Annotated in this window: 18 protein-coding genes; 9 read left to right on the top strand and 9 right to left on the bottom strand. The window is 56.7% G+C overall.

The window, feature by feature from the left end; all coding sequences use genetic code 11:
- Positions 1-611 precede the first annotated feature (611 nt).
- Together K2184_RS02835 and fumA are read left to right on the top strand one after the other, a co-directional pair.
- Positions 612-2,117 carry an anion permease gene (locus K2184_RS02835; RefSeq protein ID WP_004102542.1) on the top strand — a complete coding sequence of 502 codons (1,506 nt, stop codon included), beginning with the start codon at positions 612-614 and terminating at the stop codon, positions 2,115-2,117.
- A gap of 52 nt (positions 2,118-2,169) precedes the next feature.
- Positions 2,170-3,825: a class I fumarate hydratase FumA gene (fumA, locus tag K2184_RS02830; RefSeq protein WP_047719788.1), complete on the top strand. Its 1,656-nt coding sequence runs from the start codon at positions 2,170-2,172 to the stop codon at positions 3,823-3,825.
- A gap of 83 nt (positions 3,826-3,908) precedes the next feature.
- Here the strand turns inward: fumA and pcaC are convergent, their stop codons facing one another.
- From pcaC to K2184_RS02800, 6 genes are read right to left on the bottom strand one after another with little or no spacing between them, the layout of a single operon-like run.
- Positions 3,909-4,292, bottom strand: coding sequence for a 4-carboxymuconolactone decarboxylase (gene pcaC, locus K2184_RS02825; protein WP_004113382.1), 384 nt, complete (start codon positions 4,290-4,292; stop codon positions 3,909-3,911).
- Positions 4,282-5,052: a 3-oxoadipate enol-lactonase gene (gene pcaD, locus K2184_RS02820; RefSeq protein WP_163525515.1), complete on the bottom strand. Its 771-nt coding sequence runs from the start codon at positions 5,050-5,052 to the stop codon at positions 4,282-4,284. The genes pcaC and pcaD overlap by 11 nt, the downstream gene beginning before the upstream one ends.
- The gene (locus K2184_RS02815; protein ID WP_023321097.1) at positions 5,042-6,394 is read right to left on the bottom strand and encodes a 3-carboxy-cis,cis-muconate cycloisomerase; all 1,353 of its coding nucleotides are present in this window, start codon (positions 6,392-6,394) and stop codon (positions 5,042-5,044) included. The genes pcaD and K2184_RS02815 overlap by 11 nt, the downstream gene beginning before the upstream one ends.
- 9 nt (positions 6,395-6,403) lie before the next feature.
- Entirely contained in the window at positions 6,404-7,606 is a 1,203-nt protein-coding gene (gene pcaF / locus K2184_RS02810) for a 3-oxoadipyl-CoA thiolase (RefSeq protein WP_004102552.1), read from the bottom strand.
- 10 nt (positions 7,607-7,616) lie between these two features.
- Entirely contained in the window at positions 7,617-8,273 is a 657-nt protein-coding gene (locus K2184_RS02805) for a 3-oxoacid CoA-transferase subunit B (protein ID WP_004102554.1), read from the bottom strand.
- A gap of 10 nt (positions 8,274-8,283) precedes the next feature.
- Complete coding sequence (locus K2184_RS02800; protein WP_004102556.1) at positions 8,284-8,970, bottom strand: 3-oxoacid CoA-transferase subunit A; 687 nt, start codon at positions 8,968-8,970, stop codon at positions 8,284-8,286.
- Positions 8,971-9,137: 167 nt separating this feature from the next.
- Here K2184_RS02800 and K2184_RS02795 point away from each other — a divergent pair, with 167 nt between their 5' ends.
- Positions 9,138-9,944 (top strand): IclR family transcriptional regulator domain-containing protein, encoded by an 807-nt coding sequence (locus tag K2184_RS02795; protein WP_004102558.1) that lies wholly within the window; start codon positions 9,138-9,140, stop codon positions 9,942-9,944.
- On the opposite strand, the gene smrA is transcribed toward K2184_RS02795, so the two are convergent.
- Together smrA and K2184_RS02785 are read right to left on the bottom strand one after the other, a co-directional pair.
- Positions 9,941-10,504 carry a DNA endonuclease SmrA gene (gene smrA / locus K2184_RS02790; RefSeq protein ID WP_024274261.1) on the bottom strand — a complete coding sequence of 188 codons (564 nt, stop codon included), beginning with the start codon at positions 10,502-10,504 and terminating at the stop codon, positions 9,941-9,943. The genes K2184_RS02795 and smrA overlap by 4 nt on opposite strands.
- Positions 10,505-10,606: 102 nt before the next feature.
- Positions 10,607-11,515 carry a LysR family transcriptional regulator gene (locus K2184_RS02785; RefSeq protein WP_004102561.1) on the bottom strand — a complete coding sequence of 303 codons (909 nt, stop codon included), beginning with the start codon at positions 11,513-11,515 and terminating at the stop codon, positions 10,607-10,609.
- A gap of 166 nt (positions 11,516-11,681) precedes the next feature.
- On the opposite strand from K2184_RS02785, the gene K2184_RS02780 reads away from it, so the two are divergent.
- The 6 genes from K2184_RS02780 (at position 11,682) to uspE (ending at position 19,088) form a co-directional block, all read left to right on the top strand.
- Positions 11,682-12,992 carry a M20 family metallo-hydrolase gene (locus tag K2184_RS02780; RefSeq protein WP_017145762.1) on the top strand — a complete coding sequence of 437 codons (1,311 nt, stop codon included), beginning with the start codon at positions 11,682-11,684 and terminating at the stop codon, positions 12,990-12,992.
- The gene (locus tag K2184_RS02775; RefSeq protein ID WP_016810123.1) at positions 12,992-14,437 is read left to right on the top strand and encodes a M20 family metallopeptidase; all 1,446 of its coding nucleotides are present in this window, start codon (positions 12,992-12,994) and stop codon (positions 14,435-14,437) included. The genes K2184_RS02780 and K2184_RS02775 overlap by 1 nt, the downstream gene beginning before the upstream one ends.
- Before the next feature lie 111 nt (positions 14,438-14,548).
- The gene (abgT, locus tag K2184_RS02770; protein WP_016810122.1) at positions 14,549-16,075 is read left to right on the top strand and encodes a p-aminobenzoyl-glutamate transporter; all 1,527 of its coding nucleotides are present in this window, start codon (positions 14,549-14,551) and stop codon (positions 16,073-16,075) included.
- 462 nt (positions 16,076-16,537) lie between these two features.
- Positions 16,538-17,053 carry a methylated-DNA--[protein]-cysteine S-methyltransferase gene (gene ogt / locus K2184_RS02765; protein WP_004113396.1) on the top strand — a complete coding sequence of 172 codons (516 nt, stop codon included), beginning with the start codon at positions 16,538-16,540 and terminating at the stop codon, positions 17,051-17,053.
- A 193-nt stretch (positions 17,054-17,246) separates the two neighbouring features.
- On the top strand, positions 17,247-17,999 hold the full coding sequence (gene fnr, locus K2184_RS02760) for a fumarate/nitrate reduction transcriptional regulator Fnr (protein ID WP_004102577.1): 753 nt from the start codon (positions 17,247-17,249) through the stop codon (positions 17,997-17,999).
- Between the two features lie 138 nt (positions 18,000-18,137).
- The gene (gene uspE / locus K2184_RS02755; protein WP_004102579.1) at positions 18,138-19,088 is read left to right on the top strand and encodes a universal stress protein UspE; all 951 of its coding nucleotides are present in this window, start codon (positions 18,138-18,140) and stop codon (positions 19,086-19,088) included.
- A gap of 127 nt (positions 19,089-19,215) precedes the next feature.
- Here uspE and K2184_RS02750 read toward each other — a convergent pair whose 3' ends face one another.
- Positions 19,216-19,404 (bottom strand): YdiH family protein, encoded by a 189-nt coding sequence (locus K2184_RS02750; protein WP_004102581.1) that lies wholly within the window; start codon positions 19,402-19,404, stop codon positions 19,216-19,218.
- Positions 19,405-19,411 lie beyond the last annotated feature (7 nt).

Here is a 19,411-nt window from a genome sequence, read left to right as displayed (position 1 = left end):
ATAAATATTAAAAATTGAGAATCAGGCGACGGAATTGTTTTTGCTTGTATTTAGTAATCCCTTAAGTCATGCCCATAATATAGCGCTTTTTTTAGTTACCAAAGATATTACGTTAGTTAAAAAACTATTTAATACCAGCAATAACACCAATACCTCCTTTGTATTATTAATTAAAAATAAATTATTCACAAAAACAGGACTAATCATAACAATCAGGAAACCATTGTTAACATGAACCCCCACCGGGAAACCAATAAATACACATATATTTCAACAAGATAAATTTTAATTACTTTATCGCGCTCAATTTATATTTAACATCTATCTATATTTCATACAAATAAACACCTCACTAAACAGGGTTATTAGAGATAATAAAAATTTGCTCAACAACCCGCTTTTTTTGATCTCCATCAATTGCAATACCGCATGAAAGCGCAATATATAAATAACCAATCTTTTTAATTTAGCGCCCAACAAAAAGCGTTAAATAATGGTCATCGGCATAACCAGAATCGACGATTAATAATTAAAGTAAGTTTTGCAACTAAAGAAATCGAAAGGTTGGTCGGTGACAAAACCCAATTTTTAACTACTTGCAGATACTCATTATGAAAGAGAAAAAGACAACCATACCGCCTGCCGGTGCAGCCCCCCAGGCTGCTTATAAACGTCTACTGATGATGGCGATGCCCATTATCGTTGCCGTCCTGCTGTTGTTCATCCCGGTGCCCGAGGGCCTGCCCCCTTACGCCTGGCACTACTTTGCCATTTTCGTCGGCGTCATCGTCGGTCTAATCTTTGAACCGCTGCCCGGCGCGGTCATCGGTATTACCGGCGTGGTGGTGATTGCCCTGTGCAGCCAGTGGCTGCTGTTCAGTCCTGAACAGCTCGCCGCACCCGGCTTTAAGCTTGCCGGCGCCTCCTTTAAATGGGCGGTGAGCGGTTTCGGTAACTCCACCGTGTGGCTGATCTTCGGCGCCTTTATGTTTGCCGCAGGCTACGATAAGACCCAGTTTGGCCGCCGTCTGGCGCTCATTCTGGTGAAATATCTTGGCCGCCGTAGCCTGACGCTGGGCTACGCCATCACCTTCGCCGATCTGCTACTGGCGCCGTTCACCCCCTCCAACACCGCGCGCAGCGGGGGGACCATCTACCCGATTATCGCTAACCTGCCGCCGCTTTATGGCTCAAAACCCAATGACCCAAGCGCGCGCCGCATCGGCTCCTACCTGATGTGGGTGGCGATCACCGCCGCCTGTATCACCAGCTCGATGTTTCTCTCAGCTCTGGCGCCGAACCTGCTGGCTCTGGCGCTGGTGAAAAGCATTGTTGGCATCAATATCTCCTGGGGCACCTGGTTTATCGCTTTCCTGCCGCTGGGTATCCTGCTGATTCTGGCAATGCCGCTGCTGGCCTACTGGTTCTATCCGCCAGAAGTCAAAGTCAACGATGAAGTGCCGCTGTGGGCCGCCCGCGAGCTGGAAAAACTTGGCCGCCTGTCGCGCAATGAAATCCTGCTGCTGGTCTTCGTCTGCTTCGCGCTGATGATGTGGATCTTCGCCGCCGAGTGGATTGAACCGGCGCTGGCCGCCCTGCTGGTTATCGTGCTGATGCTATGGACCGGCGTACTCTCATGGAACGATATCACCAGTAATAAAGCGGCATGGAATACCTTCGCCTGGTTTGCGACCCTGGTGGCGCTGGCCGACGGTCTCTCCTCCACCGGCTTTATCGCCTGGCTGGGTAAAGAAGGCGGCGCGCTAATGAGCGGCATCTCTCCGGGCGTGGCTACCGTTATCCTCCTGCTGGCGTTCTATCTGCTGCACTATCTGTTTGCCAGTACCACCGCCCACACCACCGCGCTGCTGCCGGCGATGCTGACTATCGCCTCCACCATCCCGGGTATGAACATGCAGGTCTTCGTGCTGCTGATGGTGACCTCGCTCGGCGTGATGGGGATTATTACCCCCTACGGTACCGGCCCCAGCCCGATTTACTACGGCAGCGGCTATCTGCCGACCAAAGACTACTGGCGTCTTGGTACGATTTTCGGCGCCATCTTCCTGGCTGCCCTGCTGCTGATTGGCTATCCGTGGATGTCCATGATGTTCTGATTCATAACCGCCGGGGCCAACTCCGGCGGTTTTACTCTTAGGGAGCAAAGCAATGTCGACTAAACCTTTTGTCTATCAGGAAGCCTTTCCGTTAGCGCAAGATAAGACTGAATACTATCTGCTGAGCAAGGATCACGTTTCCGTGACCGAGTTCGAAGGTCAGGAGATCCTCAAAATCGATCCTCAGGCCCTCACTCTGCTGGCGCAGCAGGCCTTCCACGATGCGGCATTTATGCTGCGGGTGGATCATCAGAAACAGGTCGCGCAAATCCTTCTCGACCCTGAAGCCAGCGACAACGATAAATACGTGGCGCTGCAGTTTCTGCGCAATTCTGAAATCGCGGCGAAAGGCGTGCTGCCCACCTGCCAGGATACCGGTACGGCGATTATTATGGGCAAGAAAGGCCAGCGCGTATGGACCGGCGGCGGCGATGAGGCGGCCCTCGCCCGCGGCGTCTATAACACCTATACCGAAGACAACCTGCGCTATTCGCAGAACGCCGCGCTGGATATGTATAAAGAGGTCAACACCGGCACCAATCTTCCGGCGCAGATTGATCTCTATAGCGTTGACGGCGACGAATATAAATTCCTCTGTATGGCCAAAGGCGGCGGCTCGGCCAACAAAACCTATCTGTATCAGGAAACCAAGGCGTTAATCACCCCGGCGAAGCTGAAAAACTATCTCGTCGAGAAAATGCGCACGCTCGGCACGGCCGCCTGTCCACCGTACCATATTGCCTTTGTGATTGGCGGCACCTCGGCAGAGGCCACGCTGAAAACCGTTAAGCTGGCCTCAACGAAGTATTACGACGGCCTGCCGACCGAAGGCAACGAGCACGGCCAGGCCTTCCGCGATATTCAGCTGGAAAATGAGCTGCAGCTCGCAGCGCAAAACCTCGGCCTCGGTGCGCAGTTCGGCGGTAAATATTTCGCTCACGATATTCGCGTCATCCGCCTGCCGCGCCACGGCGCGTCGTGCCCGGTAGGCATGGGCGTCTCCTGTTCAGCGGATCGCAATATCAAAGCCAAAATCAACCGCCACGGTATCTGGATTGAGAAACTGGAGAGCAATCCGGGCCAGTATATTCCTGAACACCTGCGCCAGCAGGGTGAAGGCAGGGTCGTCAGCATTAACCTTAATCAGCCGATGAGCGAGATTCTGGCCCAGCTTTCCGCCCACCCGGTTTCAACGCGTCTGACGCTCAACGGTACCATTATTGTGGCCCGCGATATCGCCCACGCGAAGCTGAAAGAGCTTATCGATAACGGTGAGGAACTGCCGCAGTACGTTAAAGATCATCCGATTTACTACGCGGGCCCGGCGAAAACTCCGGAAGGCTATGCGTCAGGCTCCCTTGGCCCGACTACCGCTGGCCGTATGGATTCCTACGTTGATCTGCTGCAATCCCACGGCGCAAGCATGGTCATGCTGGCCAAAGGCAACCGCAGCCAGCAGGTGACCGACGCCTGCCGCAAGCACGGCGGTTTTTACCTCGGCAGCATCGGCGGCCCGGCTGCGGTACTGGCGCAGCAGAGTATTAAGAGCCTGGAGTGCGTGGCCTGGCCGGAACTGGGTATGGAAGCCATCTGGAAAATCGAAGTGGAAAACTTCCCGGCATTTATTCTGGTGGATGACAAAGGCAACGATTTCTTCCAGCAGATCCAGAATAAGCAGTGCGCGGGCTGTTCACAGCAAAGAGGATGATATTACCCGCCCCTGGTGGCGGGTCACTGTCGAAGGCCGTCGCGTGACGGCCTGAGATGAGCGACAAACCTGCCGGGTGGCGGCTAAACAGCATCCATCTCATCAAACACCTGCTGCGCCAGATGCATCGTCGCGTTGGCCGCGGGCAGGCCGCAGTAAAGCGCGGAGTGCATAATTAACTCTTTTAACTCATCGCGGGTAACACCGTTATTAAACGCCGCCCGCAGATGCATTTTCAGCTCAGCCTCGCGATTCAGGGCAATCAGCATGGCGATGGTGATCATACTGCGGGTATGGTGATCGAGCCCCGGTCGGGTCCAGGTCTCTCCCCAGGCGTAGCGGGTAATGAAGTCCTGGAACTCTTCATTCAGCGGCGTCAGCTTTTGCAGCGTCTTATCGACATGCGTATCGCCAAGCACCTTGCGACGAACTGTCATTCCCTGCTGATAACGCTGTTTATCGTCCATGCTGTTGTTCCCCCTCAATAAAGCCCAGCAGCGCCGAGCTGAACGCCCGCGGCGCTTCGATATTCGATAAATGCGATGCCGCCAGCACCACTACCTCAGAGGTCGCGATCTGCTGATGCAGAAAGTTCGCATCGGCCACTGTAGTGACAGGGTCACTTTCACCGGCAACGATCAGCATCGGAACGGCAATCTGCCCGACCTCAGCGCGCAGATCGGCGGCGGCCAGCGCTTCACAGCAGACCGCATAGCCTTCCGCATCGATATGGGTCAACTGGTGACAGAGCGCTGCCACCACTTCCGGCGTCTTCTGACGAAACGCGTGGGTAAACCAGCGATCCGCCGCGCCTGCGGCCACCACTTCCATACCTTCCTGACGCACCGCGCGGGCGCGCGACAGCCAGCTTGCCTGGTCACCAATACGCGCGGCGGTGTTGGCGACGACCAGCCCGTAAAAACGTTCCGGAGCAAAGCGTCCCAGCCACAGACCGGTCAGACCGCCCATGGAAATTCCGCAAAACCAGGCTTTGGCAATATTAAGATGATCGAGCAGCGCAACCACATCTTCGCCGAGCTGCGCCAGCGTCACTTTACCATTTTTACGCGTGGCGCCATGACCGTGGGTATCGTAGCGCAGCACGCGAAAATGCTGCGTCAACGCCTCGATCTGCGGCTGCCACATCGCCCGGGTGGTGCCCAGCGAGTTAGAGAGAACGATGACCGGCGCGTCTTGCGGCCCGTCAATCTGATAATCAACATTCAAGACGTTGCTCCTTATATCGCGCCACGACCTGGCGCACGAAGAGTGCTGAGCTGCCGGTCGCCGTTGCCGGGTCCAGCAGTTGGGTTAAGCGGCTGGCGGAGAGATGCTCGCTGACCAGCGGATCGTTTTCCAGCACGCTCAGCAATGAGCGAGACGTATCCAGCGCCTGACGACACAGCGCTTCAACCCGGTGATGGGCCTCGGCTTTACCGATAAATTCCGCCAGCGCCAGGGTAACGGCCTCAGCCATAATCAGGCCGTGGGTCATCTCAAGGTCGGCGCGCATCTTGTGCGCGAAGACCTGCATGTCGCTGACCAGCGCCTCGCTCTGCGTCAGCGCGCCGCCGACGAGGGTGATGAGCTCCGGCAGCGTTTCCCATTCCGCCTGCCAGCCGCCCAACGCCCGCTCATGCTGCTGGATCTGGCCAGCATACAGCGTCGCCACCAGGCCCGGCGTTCGCTGAGCGGCGGTCAAAATAGCGGCGCAGGAGATCGGGTTACGTTTGTGCGGCATGGTTGACGAACCGCCGCGCCCTTCGGCAACCGGTTCACCCACCTCTGCCACTTCGGTTTGCATCAGTAGAGAAAAATCATTCGCGAATTTACCCAGCGTACCGCAGACGCCTGCGTACCATGCCCCGACTTCCAGCAGCCGGTCGCGCTGGCTGTGCCAGGGCGCGTCCGGAAGCTGCAGGTCGAGCGCTTTCGCCAGCGCGGCGGCGATCGGCGGCGCCTGCGTTTTTAGGGAATCCAGAGTGCCCGCTGCGCCGCCAAACTGCAGCGCCAGCACCCTTGCCCGCATCTCTCGCAGACGCACCTGCCAGCGCAGCAGCGCATCCAGCGTCCCGGCAAGCTTCAGGCCGAAAGTGACCGGCAGCGCATGCTGCATCCAGGTACGGCCAGGCATCACCGTATCCTGATGGCGCTCCGCCTGACGGGCTAATGCGTCGAGCAGACGCTGTAACAGAGACTCCGTTTCCGCCAGCGCGCCGCGCAGCTGTAGAATAAAACCGGTATCGATAGCATCCTGGCTGGTGGCCCCCCAGTGTACGTAGCGCGCTGCCGCCTCATTCCGCTCTTTGACCCGAGCGGTCAGCTGTTTGACCAGCGGGATCGCCAGATTCCCGGCGCTGGCGGCGGCCTGCCCCAGCGCGGAAAAGTCGATTTTTTCGTGCCGGCAGCTCTCGATGATGGGATTGAGCGCCGTCTGCGGCACGAGGCCGCATTCGACCTCGGCGCGAACCAGAGCGGCCTCAAAGTCCAGCATCCCCTGCACCCGCTGTACATCGCTGAACCAGTCTGTCAGCGGGCTGGTACGCAGCATCGGGGTCAACAAACTCATTATGGCTCCTTAAACGCGTTCAATTATCAGCGCGATCCCCTGACCAACGCCGATACACATAGTGCATAGCGCATAGCGCCCACCGGTACGACGCAGTTGATACGCTGCGGTCATTGCCAGACGACCGCCGGAGGCGCCCAGCGGATGACCGAGGGCAATCGCGCCGCCGTTAGGATTGACGTGCGCCGCATCGTCGGGCAAACCCAGATCGCGCGTGACCGCCAGCGCCTGAGCGGCAAAGGCTTCATTCAGTTCAATGACGTCCATCTGCCCAAGCGTTAACCCGGTTTGCGCCAGCACTTTACGCACCGCCGGCGCCGGACCAAATCCCATAATTCGCGGCGCAACGCCTGCCGTCGCGACGCCCACTACGCGCGCCAGCGGCTGTAAATCATTGGCGGTCAGCGCCTGCTCGCTGGCTAACAGCAGCGCACAGGCGCCGTCGTTAACTCCGGAGGCGTTGCCTGCCGTCACCGTACCGTCGGCGCGCACCACGCCGCGCAGCCTGGCCAGCGCCTCCGCCGTGGTGCTGCGCGGGTGCTCATCGCGGCTAAAGAGTAGTGGTTCACCCTTACGCTGCGGCACCGAGACGGCGATCAGCTCGTCGGCAAATCGCCCCGCTTCCTGCGCCGCCGCCGTGCGCAGCTGGCTGCGCAGCGCAAACGCATCCTGATCGGCACGAGAAATGGCGAAATCACCGGCCACGTTTTCCGCCGTTTCCGGCATCGAATCCACGCCGTACAGCGCTTTCATCTGCGGGTTGATAAAGCGCCAGCCGATGGTGGTATCTTCCATCTGCATCGTGCGGCTAAAGGCGCTTTCGGCCTTGCCCATCACAAACGGCGCCCGCGACATGCTCTCCACGCCGCCGGCGACCATCAGCTGAGTTTCGCCGCTTTTAATCGCGCGCGCTGCGATGCCGATCGCATCGAGGCTGGAACCGCACAGGCGATTGACGGTACTGCCCGGCACGCTTTCCGGCAAGCCAGCCAGCAGCAGCGCCATCCGCGCGACGTTGCGGTTATCTTCACCCGCCTGGTTAGCGCAGCCGTAAATCACATCATCAATGCGCGCCGGATCGAGGCCCGGGTTGCGCTCCAGCAGCGCCTTGAGCGGCAGTGCCGCCAGATCGTCGGCGCGTACGGTGGCAAGAGTACCGCCAAAGCGACCAAACGGCGTACGCACCGCATCACAGATAAATGCCTGATTCATCATAGGTTCCTTACGCGCTTTCCGCCAGTTGTGCAAAAGTCAGCGTCACCGGAGTGATGCGCTGCAGTTCCTCAAAAGAGAGGCCGTTAAAGATTTCCCGTACCACCGGGCCGCTTTCGCTGATATCGATGACCGCCAGATCGGTATAGATGCGGCTTACGCAGCCGACGCCGGTCAGCGGATAGGTGCAGTGCTCTACCAGCTTGCATTCACCGTCGCGGGTCAGATGATCCATCATCACGAAGACCTGACGAGCGCCAATGGCCAGATCCATCGCCCCGCCAACGGCAGGTATCGCGTCGGGCGCGCCGGTACTCCAGTTCGCCAGATCGCCGCTGGCGGAGACCTGGTAAGCGCCGAGTACGCAGATATCGAGATGACCGCCGCGCATCATGGCGAAGGAGTCGCCGTGATGGAAATAGCAGCCCCCCTCAAGCAAAGTCACATACTCTTTTCCGGCGTTAATCAGCTCCGGGTCCTCTTCCCCCGGCAGCGGTTTCGGCCCCATCCCCAGCAGGCCATTTTCGCTGTGCAGAAAGATTTCTTTATCAGCGGGAAGATAGTTAGCAATGCGGGTAGGCAAGCCGATCCCCAGATTGACATAAGCGCCTTCAGGTATATCGCGAGCCACGCGCTGGGCCATCTCATCGCGAGTCAGTTTTTGCATAACGGGGTCCTCAGGCGCTTTTAGCGGCAATCAGGTTTTCCAGGGAGAAGACGCGCTGAACAAAAATGCCCGGGGTAATGATGCTCTCCGGGTCAAGGCTACCGAGGGGCACCAGCTGCGAGACTTCCACGATAGTGGTTTTCGCGGCGGTCGCCATAATCGGGCCGAAGTTGCGCGCCGCCTTGCGGTATACGAGGTTTCCCCAGCGGTCGCCTTGATGGGCTTTGATCAACGCAAAGTCGGCCTTGATAGGATATTCGAGCACATAGTGACGCCCGTCGATCTCGCGAGTCTCTTTCCCTTCCGCCAGCGGCGTACCGTAGCCGGTTGGAGTGAAAACCGCGCCGAGGCCCGCCCCTGCCGCCTGAATACGCGCCGCGAGGTTCCCCTGCGGTACCAGCTCCAGCTCAACTTTGCCGCGGCGATAGAGGTCATCGAAAATCTGCGAGTCAACCTGACGTGGGAACGAACAGATCATTTTTCGCACCCGCCCGGCTTTCAGCAGCGCCGCCAGTCCCACTTCGCCATTGCCCGCATTGTTGTTGATAATGGTTAAATCGCGGGCCCCCTGTTCTATCAAGGCATCTATCAGGTACGTCGGCTGGCCGGCGGGGCCAAAACCGCCAATCATAATCGTCGCCCCGTCGTGGATCCCGGCGATGGCATCACTTAGCGTCGACACGCTTTTATCAATCATCAGGTCGCTCCCGTATGTGCGGTAATCGCACTTTTATTCGTTGTTCGCACAAAATGTGACCCGCTTAACGATGCTGGTCAAGGGCGATAATCGAAATATGGTGCGATAATCGAACATCGTGTATGTTTAGCGAAAGAATGTGATCGACGGCAAATTGGGAGAGGAAAATGGAGAAACATCCAGACGATTTATTGACCGGCGATAGCGAGCCGTTTAAGGGCGATCCCAACTTCATGGCCTCGCTGGCGCGCGGGCTGGAAGTGATCCAGGCGTTCACTCCGCAGCGCCCGCTGCTCTCTATTTCGCAAATCAGTCAAAAAACCGGCATTCCGCGCGCGGCGGTACGTCGCTGTCTGTATACGCTAAGCAAGCTGGGGTTTGTGTACGCCGAAGATGGTAAAAATTTCCAGCTGCGGCCGAAAATTCTGGCGCTGGGCCACGCCTGGCTGGCCTCCACGCCGCTGGCGCGCTCGGCGCAGCCGGTACTCAAGCATTTAAGCGAAATGCTCAATGAATCCTGCTCTATCGCCACCCTCGACGGCGACGATATTCTTTATATCGCCCGCGCCTCCAGCTCGCGAATTATGACCATCGACCTGGACATCGGCAGCCGCCTGCCGGCATGGGCAACGTCAATGGGGCGCGTGCTCCTGAGCTATCAGCCGGAAGAGAAGCTGAACGATATGCTGGGTCGGGTTACGATGATTCGCTACACCCCGCAAACCGTTGATTCGGTCGCCAGGCTGCGCGCTGAGCTCAAACGCGTACGTCAGCAGGGTTATGCGCTCAACGATCAGGAGCTGGAGATGGGGCTGCGCTCGCTGGCGGTACCGTTGTTTAATCCCCAGGGCCAGATTCAGGCGGCGCTGAACGTCGGGGTGCACGCCGGACAGGTTTCCGCCCAGGAGATGCTCGAACGCGTATTACCCGAGCTCCAGAAGGCAGCCCGGGAATTAACGCTGCTGATGCGCTAGCGGCTGCGCTTGGCGTGGCGCTCCCGGTTCTCCAGCTTAGCCTCGGGCGATTTTCGTAGCGCCACGTAGCAGGCGCCGCTGCCGCCGTGGTGCGGTAGCGCCGCGCAGAACGCCTGGACTTCCGGTAGCTCCACCAGCCAGCGCGACAGGTAGCTACGGATAATATTGGCGTGCGCGTTGTCGTCGCGCCCTTTGCCATGAACGATCAGCAGATTCCGCAGCCCCTCTTTTTGCGCCTGAACCACAAAAGCAAATAACATCTGTCGGCACTTTTCCACCGGCTGACGCAGCAGATTAAGGCTCGCCTGCTGGCCATATTTGCCGCGCCGGAGCTTCTCCAGCACGCCGCTTTGCAGCCCTTCGCGTTTAAACTCCAGCGCGGTGGCCAGCGGCACGATATCGAGATAACCGGTGGTCAAAAAGTTATCCAGCTGCAGGGTGTCAACCCGCTGTACGGCGCGGGTTTTCCGCTCGGGATGCCAGTGAACATCGTTGTTGCGTTTCAGAGGCTGAACGTCCTCCATGGCGCCAAGAAATAGGGATTTGTCGTCAAGGTTCATGCGCGTTCCTCCAGCTACTACCGGGAGGGTACTATAGCCGCCTCACGACGCCTCCTCAACGCGTTTAGCCATTTATGCTGGCAAATCGGAGGCCCGAGGCGATTAGGGAAACAGTTGACGACTTTGGCGACGAAACAGGGTGATTAATGATGCCGTCAAAGGCGTTTGCCGCATATCGCGGCGCTGAATCAGATAGTAGGTGGCTTTGGGTAATGCTTCGCAGATGGGGATCATCACCAGCTTATCCGCCATCATCGGGTCGTTACCCAGTTCTACCGGCAGAATGCTGAGAAAATCGCTTTTCACCACCAGACTGATGCACGAAGAGAAAGTCTCGCAAACGATATCCACTTTCGGCGCCAGTCCGGCCTGGTTAAACATTTCCTGTAACTGTTTGAAATAGCTGCCACGCGGCGTCGGCATCGTCCAGTGATGTTCGAGCAACGCCTTGAGTGAAGTCGCTTTTGCCGCCGGGTGACCGGCGCGGGCGAATACCGCAAAGGGTTTCTCAAATAGCTTCTCAAAACTGAATTCATGATCGTACGGACCGGGATAGTAAGTATTGATAGTGAAGTCCAGCTCACCCTGCCGCAGTTCATTAATCATCGCCAGCAGCTGACCTTCCATAATCCGCACCTTCACCAGCGGATGCTGCTGATGAAAACGGCAAATGACCGAAGGCATCAGCGATCGCGCTACGCTGGCGCCAAGGCCGATATTAATCTGCCCGGCCTTTTCTCCCTGGCGCTGCAGCAACTCATCCTGCGCCGCCCGTAGCTCTTCCAGAATCAGGCTCGCATGTTGATAAAAGCTTTCGCCGTTTTCAGTCAGCGCCACCCCCTGGCTACGGCGCACAAACAGCTGTGCGGAGAGCCCTTCTTCCAGCTCTTTAATCGCTTTAGTTAACGCCGGCTGCGAAATCGCCAACGCCCGACTGGCGCCGCGAATACTGCCTTCACGCGCGACCTCAACAAAGGCGCGAATCTGATGAAATTTAATCTGAAATGACATATCGCAAGTGATAACCAATGTTTATCAGACAGAAGAAAATGACATCTACTGTAATCGATCATGCTGTGGCAGGTTAAGGGTGAGTATGCATGAAAGGGCATAGCGATAAGCAAACGCTATCACTTCGTGAACACTATCACAGTTTTTGATTATGACAGGAAAGGTTATGCCGCAACTTAATGAATTCATCCGCCAGCTGGCGCCAAAAATGATCGAATGGCGTCGCGATTTTCACCTGCATGCGGAATCCGGCTGGCTGGAGTTCCGCACCGCCAGCAAGGTGGCGGAGATATTAGACGCTCTGGGTTATCAGCTGGCGCTGGGGCGCGACGTTATCGATGCCGATAGCCGTATGGGTCTGCCTGATGAAGAGACGCTGGCGCAGGCGTTCCAGCGCGCTCGCGCCCAGGGTGCGCCGGAGCGCTGGCTACCAGCGTTTGAAGGCGGCTTCGCCGGGGTGGTAGCGACGCTCGACACCGGGCGGCCCGGGCCGACTTTGGCGTTTCGCGTCGATATGGATGCGCTCGATCTCAACGAGCAGCACGACGATAATCATCGTCCGCATCGCGATCGTTTTGCCTCCTGCAACGAAGGCATGATGCATGCCTGCGGCCACGACGGTCATACCGCAATCGGCCTGGGGCTGGCGCACGTGCTCAAGGAATATGCCGCGCAGCTCAACGGGACGATTAAGCTGATTTTCCAGCCGGCAGAAGAAGGTACCCGCGGCGCTCGCGCCATGGTGGCGGCGGGCGTACTTGATGACGTGGACTACTTCACCGCCATTCATATCGGTACCGGCGTCCCTGCCGGCACCGTCGTTTGCGGCGGCGATAACTTTATGGCCACCACCAAATTCGATGTGCAGTTCAGCGGCGTCGCCGCCCACGCTGGCGGTAAACCTGAAGATGGACGTAATGCGCTGCTGGCTGCGGCTCAAGCCGCCCTTGCCCTGCATGCCATCGCGCCACATAGCGCCGGGGCATCAAGGGTTAACGTCGGCGTCATGCAGGCCGGTACCGGGCGTAACGTAGTTCCCTCCTCCGCGCTATTAAAAGTCGAAACCCGGGGCGAAACCGACGCTATTAACCAGTACGTATTTGAGCGGGCTAAGCAGGCTATCGCCGGCGCGGCGACGATGTATGCAGCCAGCTACCAGCTGCACCTGATGGGCGCGGCCACCTCCAGCGCCCCGTCGCCGGCGTGGGTGGACTATCTGCGTCAACAGACAGCGCAGGTCCCCGGCGTTAAACAGGCCGTCGATCGTATCGCTGCCCCGGCGGGTTCCGAAGATGCCACCCTGATGATGGCCCGGGTCCAGGAGCGCGGCGGTCTCGCCTCATACATGATATTCGGCACGGAACTGAGCGCTGGCCACCACAACGAAAAATTCGATTTCGACGAAAGCGTGATGACCCAGGCCGTCGCCACGTTAGCGCGCATCGCCCTGAACTTTCCCTGGCAGCGAGGTGTGTAATGGAACAGGTTTATCAATTTGTCGATGACATTATTGAGGGGCGGCGCAACGATTTTTGCGCCATTGCCGATGATATCTGGGATCATCCGGAAACCCGCTTTCAGGAGTTCTGGTCCGCCGCGCGTTTGGCCGATGCGCTGGAAGCGGAAGGTTTTCAATTGACCCGCAATGCGGGCGGGATCCCCAACGCCTTTATCGCCAGCTTTGGTGAAGGCCAACCGGTGATTGCCCTGCTCGGCGAATTTGACGCCCTGGCGGGGCTCAGCCAGCAGGCTTACTGCGCAGCGCCCGCATCTCCAACGCCGGGGGAAAACGGCCATGGGTGCGGGCATAACCTGCTTGGTACGGCGGCGTTCGCCGCGGCGGTCGCCGCCAGGAACTGGCTGCTGCAACAAGGCGGCGTCGGCACGCTTCGTTTCTACGGATGTCCCGGCGAGGAAGGCGGTTCCGGGAAGACCTTTATGGTCCGCGAGGGGTTATTCGATGACATCGACGCCGCCCTGACCTGGCACCCGGAAGCCTGGGCCGGGATGTTCAGCACCAGTACCCTTGCCAACATTCAGGCGGCATGGCGGTTTACCGGCACCGCGGCGCACGCGGCAAACTCTCCGCATCTTGGCCGCAGCGCGCTGGATGCCGTGACGCTGATGACCACCGGCAGCAACTTCCTTAACGAACATATTATCGAAAAGGCGCGGGTGCACTACGCCATCACCGATACCGGCGGCGTCTCTCCTAACGTTGTTCAGGCGCAGGCGGAAGTGCTGTATCTCATTCGCGCCCCGGAAATGGCCGACGCACAGCAAATCTTCGCCCGGATCGAAAAAATCGCCCAGGGCGCCGCGCTGATGACCGAGACCAGCGTCAGCTGTCGCTTCGAAAAAGCCTGTTCCAGCTATCTCCCCAACCGCACCCTGGAAGCGGCGATGTATCAGGCGGTATGCCATTACGGCACGCCGCACTGGAGCGAGGAAGAGCGCGCTTTCGCCGCCGAAATTCGCACGACCTTAAGCGCTAACGATATTCATAACAGCCTGAAAAACATTGCCGATACCAGCGGAGACGAGGGGAAAGCATTCGCCCGCCGCCACCGCGAGACGATCCTTATCGATGAAGTGGCGCCGTGGGCGGCTACCGATAACATCCTTGCGGGCTCTACCGACGTCGGCGACGTAAGCTGGAAAGCTCCCGTAGCCCAATGCTTCAGCCCCTGCTTTGCCGTCGGGACGCCGCTGCATACCTGGCAACTGGTGAGCCAGGGCAGAACCTCCATCGCTCACAAAGGAATGCTTCTGGCGGGGAAAATACTGGCTGCAACGGCCATTCGTTTGTTCAGCGACAGGTCGCTACTGACTACCAGTCAGCAGGAACTGGCACAGGTTTTAGCCGAAAGGCCCTACCAGTGTCCGATCCCGCAGGACGTCAAGCCTTCGATTTTAAAATAATAAAAGACCTCCGGATGGAGTACAGCAACGCGTTGAGCGCAAAAAAACAACTGCTGACACGCCCTGGGGTTAAGAGACAAACAACACAACAACGACAACTGAGGAACGCCCATGAGTATGTCATCCATACCGTCGCCTTCCCCCACCGGTAAGCTCTATGGCTGGGTTGAAAAAATTGGTAATAAGGTCCCGCATCCGTTTTTACTGTTTATCTATCTGATCGTGGTATTAATGGCCGCCACCGCCATCCTGTCGGCGCTGAACGTCAGCGTCCAGAACCCCACCGACGGCTCGCGAGTGGTGGTGAAAAATCTGCTCAGCATTGAAGGATTACACTGGTTTTTGCCGAACGTGATTAAAAACTTCAGCGGTTTCGCGCCGCTGGGAGCCATTCTGGCTCTGGTTCTGGGGGCTGGATTTGCTGAACGAGTGGGCCTGCTGCCTTCGCTGATGGCAAAAATGTCATCACACGTTAGCGCCCGTTACGCCAGCTATATGGTGCTGTTTATCGCCTTCTTTAGCCATATCTCTTCCGATGCCGCGCTGGTGATTATGCCGCCGTTAGGCGCCCTGATGTTCCTCGCCGTCGGCCGCCACCCGGTTGCCGGGCTGCTGGCGGCAATCGCCGGGGTCGGCTGCGGCTTCACGGCCAACCTGCTCATCGTCACCACCGATGTCCTGCTCTCAGGAATCAGTACCGAAGCGGCCAAAACCCTTGACGCCTCGCTGCACGTCAGCGTGATCGATAACTGGTACTTTATGGCAACTTCGGTGATCGTTCTCACTCTGGTCGGTGGATTGATTACCGATAAGCTGGTCGAGCCGCGCTTAGGTCAATGGCAAGGCAAAAGCGATGAAACGCTGCAATCGTTAACGCCAGAACAGCGCTTCGGCCTACGCGTGGCCGGTATTGCCGCGCTGTTATTCATGGCGGTTATCGCGCTGATGGTCGTGCCGGAAAACGGTATTTTGCGTGACCCCGTTAAGCATACCGTGATGCCTTCGCCATTTATAAAAGGGATCGTCCCGCTCATCATCTTTTTCTTCTTCGTCGTCTCACTGGCTTACGGCATTGCCACCGGCAAAATTCGCCGCCAGGCCGATCTGCCTCCGCTGATGATTGAACCCATGAAAGAGATGGCAGGTTTTATCGTGATGGTCTTCCCGTTGGCCCAGTTCGTCGCCATGTTTAACTGGAGCAATATGGGAAAATTTATGGCCGTCGGTTTAACGGACCTGCTGGAGAGCGCGGGAATGAGCGGCGTGCCGGCGTTCGTCGGCCTGGCGCTGCTATCCGCCTTTTTGTGTATGTTCATCGCCAGCGGTTCGGCAATCTGGTCGATTCTGGCGCCGATCTTCGTGCCGATGTTTATGCTGCTGGGCTTTCACCCGGCATTCGCGCAGATTCTGTTTCGTATTGCCGACTCATCGGTGCTGCCTCTGGCGCCGGTATCGCCGTTTGTGCCGCTATTTCTCGGCTTCTTACAGCGCTACCGGCCCGAGGCTAAACTGGGAACCTACTACTCGCTGGTCTTGCCTTATCCGCTCATTTTCCTTGTCGTCTGGCTACTGTTGCTGGTGGTCTGGTATCTCGCAGGACTCCCTATCGGACCGGGTATTTATCCGCGATTGCCTTAATGTCGCCAAAGGCCAGGGAAGGCCGCCAAACGTTAGCGCCAGGTCGTGCGGTTACGGATAACTTTATACAGGCCCTCAATCGCCAAAGAGATCAGATGAATTGCTAAGCCGCTGATAATCACTACTACAACGCCAGTCATCATATATTGCATATCACCACCTTTGTTGAAAAAACAGCGAAGAAACGCCAGGAAATATGGCCTCAAAGAATGCCAGTCAATTCATAAAGAGTACCGGCGCCTGCCGGTAAATAGCCCTCTCTGTACAGGAAAATTCGCCGCCGGATAACATCGCATTGCCCGCGCGCCAGTTAGTGAATACCGCAATAAACATCGCTTTACTCACATCATAATTAATAGTCCATGTTGACCCTCTCTGTTGACCTTTTCGGGGTATAGTTTGCCAACCTCGCCTCATGCTATGGTGATGTCCTGTCAAACTAACCTCGATGAAGGATTACCGATGCTGACGCTGCTACAAGATAAAATTGACACCCCGCTGGGGCCGCTCTGGGTGATTTGCGATGAGCAGTTCAACCTGCGGGCCGTTGAGTGGGATCAGCATCGCGATCGCATGGAGCAACTGCTGGATGTTCATTATCGGCATGAAGGTTACCAACGGGTAGATTCCCGCAATCCCGGTAACCTGAGCAGTAAGCTCAGTGATTATTTCGCGGGCGATCTCGCCATTATTGATACGCTTCCTACCGCTACCGCAGGCACCCCTTTTCAACGGGAAGTCTGGAAAACGCTGCGCACTATCCCCTGCGGTCAGGTCATGCATTACGGTCAACTGGCGGAGGCGCTGGGTCGACCGGGCGCAGCGCGCGCCGTGGGCGCTGCTAATGGTTCAAATCCGGTCAGCATAGTGGTGCCCTGCCATCGGGTGATCGGACGCAACGGAACCATGACCGGCTATGCCGGAGGCGTGCAGCGAAAAGAGTGGTTATTGCGCCATGAGGGGTATCTGCTTCTTTGACCGTAAGTGCCTTTTTGGAAGCTTCCGGTAACTTTACAATCCAAATTAGCCAGATAACCTATTAATAATCAAATGGATAACTAACAAAATGGATTTACCCTCTTAATATTACGTGTTTCAGAGGTTCGAGGCTTACCTGCTCACCAAAAAGATGTTAAAATTGACCAATATCAATTAAAGCCTGAGCAGACTTATGATCCCGGAAAAGCGAATTATACGACGCATTCAGTCTGGCGGTTGTGCAATCCATTGCCAGGATTGCAGCATTAGCCAGCTTTGCATCCCTTTTACTCTGAACGAGCATGAGCTTGATCAGCTTGATAACATTATCGAGCGGAAAAAGCCTATCCAGAAAGGACAGACCTTGTTCAAAGCCGGTGATGAGCTGAAATCGCTGTATGCAATTCGTTCTGGCACCATTAAAAGCTACACCATTACCGAACAGGGTGATGAGCAGATTACCGGTTTCCATCTGGCGGGCGATCTGGTCGGCTTTGACGCTATCGGCACCGGCCACCACCCGAGCTTTGCCCAGGCGCTGGAAACCTCAATGGTCTGCGAAATTCCGTTCGAAACGCTCGACGACCTATCCGGCAAGATGCCGAATCTGCGTCAGCAGATGATGCGTCTGATGAGCGGTGAGATCAAAGGCGATCAGGATATGATCCTGCTGCTTTCTAAAAAGAACGCAGAAGAGCGCCTGGCGGCCTTCATCTACAACCTGTCCCGCCGTTTTGCACAGCGTGGTTTCTCCCCGCGTGAGTTCCGCCTCACCATGACGCGCGGCGATATCGGCAACTATCTGGGCCTGACGGTTGAAACCATCAGCCGCCTGCTGGGTCGTTTCCAGAAAAGCGGTATGCTGGCGGTTAAAGGAAAATACATCACCATCGAAAACAGCGACCTGCTGGCGCAGCTTGCTGGTCAGGCCCGCAACGTCGCCTGATAGTTCCTTCCTATCCGGCCAGATCGCGAATTTTTTTCTCATTTGTTGATCTGGCCAGGCTTATCCCCTGTTTCATTTCATCCATATAGGTTATCTTTTTAATTACAGACTGTAGTTACAGTTGTAAGGAGACCCTGTATGGCGAAGTATCAGAACATGCTGGTAGTAATCGACCCCAATCAGGACGACCAGCCTGCATTGCGGCGTGCGGTGTATCTGCACCAACGGATTGGTGGACGCATCAAAGCCTTTTTGCCGATCTATGATTTTTCCTATGAAATGACCACCCTGCTCTCCCCGGACGAGCGTACCGCTATGCGCCAGGGCGTAATCGGGCAGCGTACCGCCTGGATTCGCGAGCAGGCCAAATTTTATATTGAGTCCGGCGTACCCATTGACATCAAAGTGGTGTGGCATAACCGCCCCTTCGAAGCCATTATTCAGGAAATCATAAGCGAGAAGCATGATTTGGTTCTGAAGATGGCGCACCAGCACGACAAGCTGGAAGCGGTGATTTTCACGCCTACGGACTGGCATCTGCTGCGCAAATGTCCGTGCCCGGTCTGGATGGTTAAAGATCAGCCGTGGCCGGAAGGCGGCAAAGCGCTGGTGGCGGTTAATCTCGCCAGTGAAGAGAACTACCACAACGCGCTCAATGAAAAGCTGGTAAGAGAAACCATTGAGCTGGCGGAACAGGTTAACCATACTGAGGTCCATCTGGTGGGCGCCTATCCGGTTACGCCTATCAATATTGCCATTGAGCTACCGGATTTTGACCCCAGCGTCTACAACGACGCCATACGCGGCCAGCACCTGTTGGCCATGAAAGCGCTGCGGCAGAAATTCGGCATCGATGAAAACCGTACTCATGTTGAAAAAGGGTTACCTGAAGAGGTCATTCCAGACCTGTCGGAGCATCTCCAGGCGGGGATCGTGGTGCTGGGTACGATTGGCCGTACCGGGCTTTCAGCGGCCTTCCTCGGCAATACCGCTGAACAGGTAATCGACCACCTGCGCTGCGATCTGCTGGCGCTGAAACCGGATCAGTATCAGACGCCGGTTGAGCTTGATGACGAAGAAGACGATTAACCAGCGCCGTTTATCGCTGTCATAACAATCCTCCCCTGCCCGCGCGGGGGATTTTTTTGCCATGTCGATAGCAAAAATAAAGGGCCTCATGGCCCTTATTTCAACAGCTATATCGGTAACGAAAACGTTAGTGGATACCTAAACGCCAGGCGTGATCGATCTCTTCTTTAAGCTCCATGGATGAGAGCGCCATCAAATCAGCAAACTCAAGTTCCAGTAGTTTCAGCTTTTTCAGATACTGCGCGGGGGTTAGTGCAGCGGGGTCACGACGCAGAAATTCGATAGCCAGTTGCGTGGGGGTTAACTCGGTATCCATAATATCC

It is taken from the genome of Klebsiella sp. K5-306 (genome assembly GCF_051835185.1).
GTDB lineage: Bacteria > Pseudomonadota > Gammaproteobacteria > Enterobacterales > Enterobacteriaceae > Klebsiella > Klebsiella oxytoca.
This window is presented reverse-complemented; position numbering and strand designations above follow the sequence as displayed.

What these genes read in the sequence shown, in the direction of transcription:
- K2184_RS02835 (WP_004102542.1), top strand. Translation starts at nt 612, where the DNA reads ATGAAAGAGAAAAAGACAACCATACCGCCTGCCGGTGCAGCCCCCCAG.
- fumA (WP_047719788.1), top strand. Translation starts at nt 2,170, where the DNA reads ATGTCGACTAAACCTTTTGTCTATCAGGAAGCCTTTCCGTTAGCGCAA.
- pcaC (WP_004113382.1), bottom strand. Translation starts at nt 4,292, where the DNA reads ATGGACGATAAACAGCGTTATCAGCAGGGAATGACAGTTCGTCGCAAG.
- K2184_RS02815 (WP_023321097.1), bottom strand. Translation starts at nt 6,394, where the DNA reads ATGAGTTTGTTGACCCCGATGCTGCGTACCAGCCCGCTGACAGACTGG.
- pcaF (WP_004102552.1), bottom strand. Translation starts at nt 7,606, where the DNA reads ATGAATCAGGCATTTATCTGTGATGCGGTGCGTACGCCGTTTGGTCGC.
- K2184_RS02805 (WP_004102554.1), bottom strand. Translation starts at nt 8,273, where the DNA reads ATGCAAAAACTGACTCGCGATGAGATGGCCCAGCGCGTGGCTCGCGAT.
- K2184_RS02800 (WP_004102556.1), bottom strand. Translation starts at nt 8,970, where the DNA reads ATGATTGATAAAAGCGTGTCGACGCTAAGTGATGCCATCGCCGGGATC.
- K2184_RS02795 (WP_004102558.1), top strand. Translation starts at nt 9,138, where the DNA reads ATGGAGAAACATCCAGACGATTTATTGACCGGCGATAGCGAGCCGTTT.
- smrA (WP_024274261.1), bottom strand. Translation starts at nt 10,504, where the DNA reads ATGAACCTTGACGACAAATCCCTATTTCTTGGCGCCATGGAGGACGTT.
- K2184_RS02785 (WP_004102561.1), bottom strand. Translation starts at nt 11,515, where the DNA reads ATGTCATTTCAGATTAAATTTCATCAGATTCGCGCCTTTGTTGAGGTC.
- K2184_RS02780 (WP_017145762.1), top strand. Translation starts at nt 11,682, where the DNA reads ATGCCGCAACTTAATGAATTCATCCGCCAGCTGGCGCCAAAAATGATC.
- K2184_RS02775 (WP_016810123.1), top strand. Translation starts at nt 12,992, where the DNA reads ATGGAACAGGTTTATCAATTTGTCGATGACATTATTGAGGGGCGGCGC.
- abgT (WP_016810122.1), top strand. Translation starts at nt 14,549, where the DNA reads ATGAGTATGTCATCCATACCGTCGCCTTCCCCCACCGGTAAGCTCTAT.
- ogt (WP_004113396.1), top strand. Translation starts at nt 16,538, where the DNA reads ATGCTGACGCTGCTACAAGATAAAATTGACACCCCGCTGGGGCCGCTC.
- fnr (WP_004102577.1), top strand. Translation starts at nt 17,247, where the DNA reads ATGATCCCGGAAAAGCGAATTATACGACGCATTCAGTCTGGCGGTTGT.
- uspE (WP_004102579.1), top strand. Translation starts at nt 18,138, where the DNA reads ATGGCGAAGTATCAGAACATGCTGGTAGTAATCGACCCCAATCAGGAC.
- K2184_RS02750 (WP_004102581.1), bottom strand. Translation starts at nt 19,404, where the DNA reads ATGGATACCGAGTTAACCCCCACGCAACTGGCTATCGAATTTCTGCGT.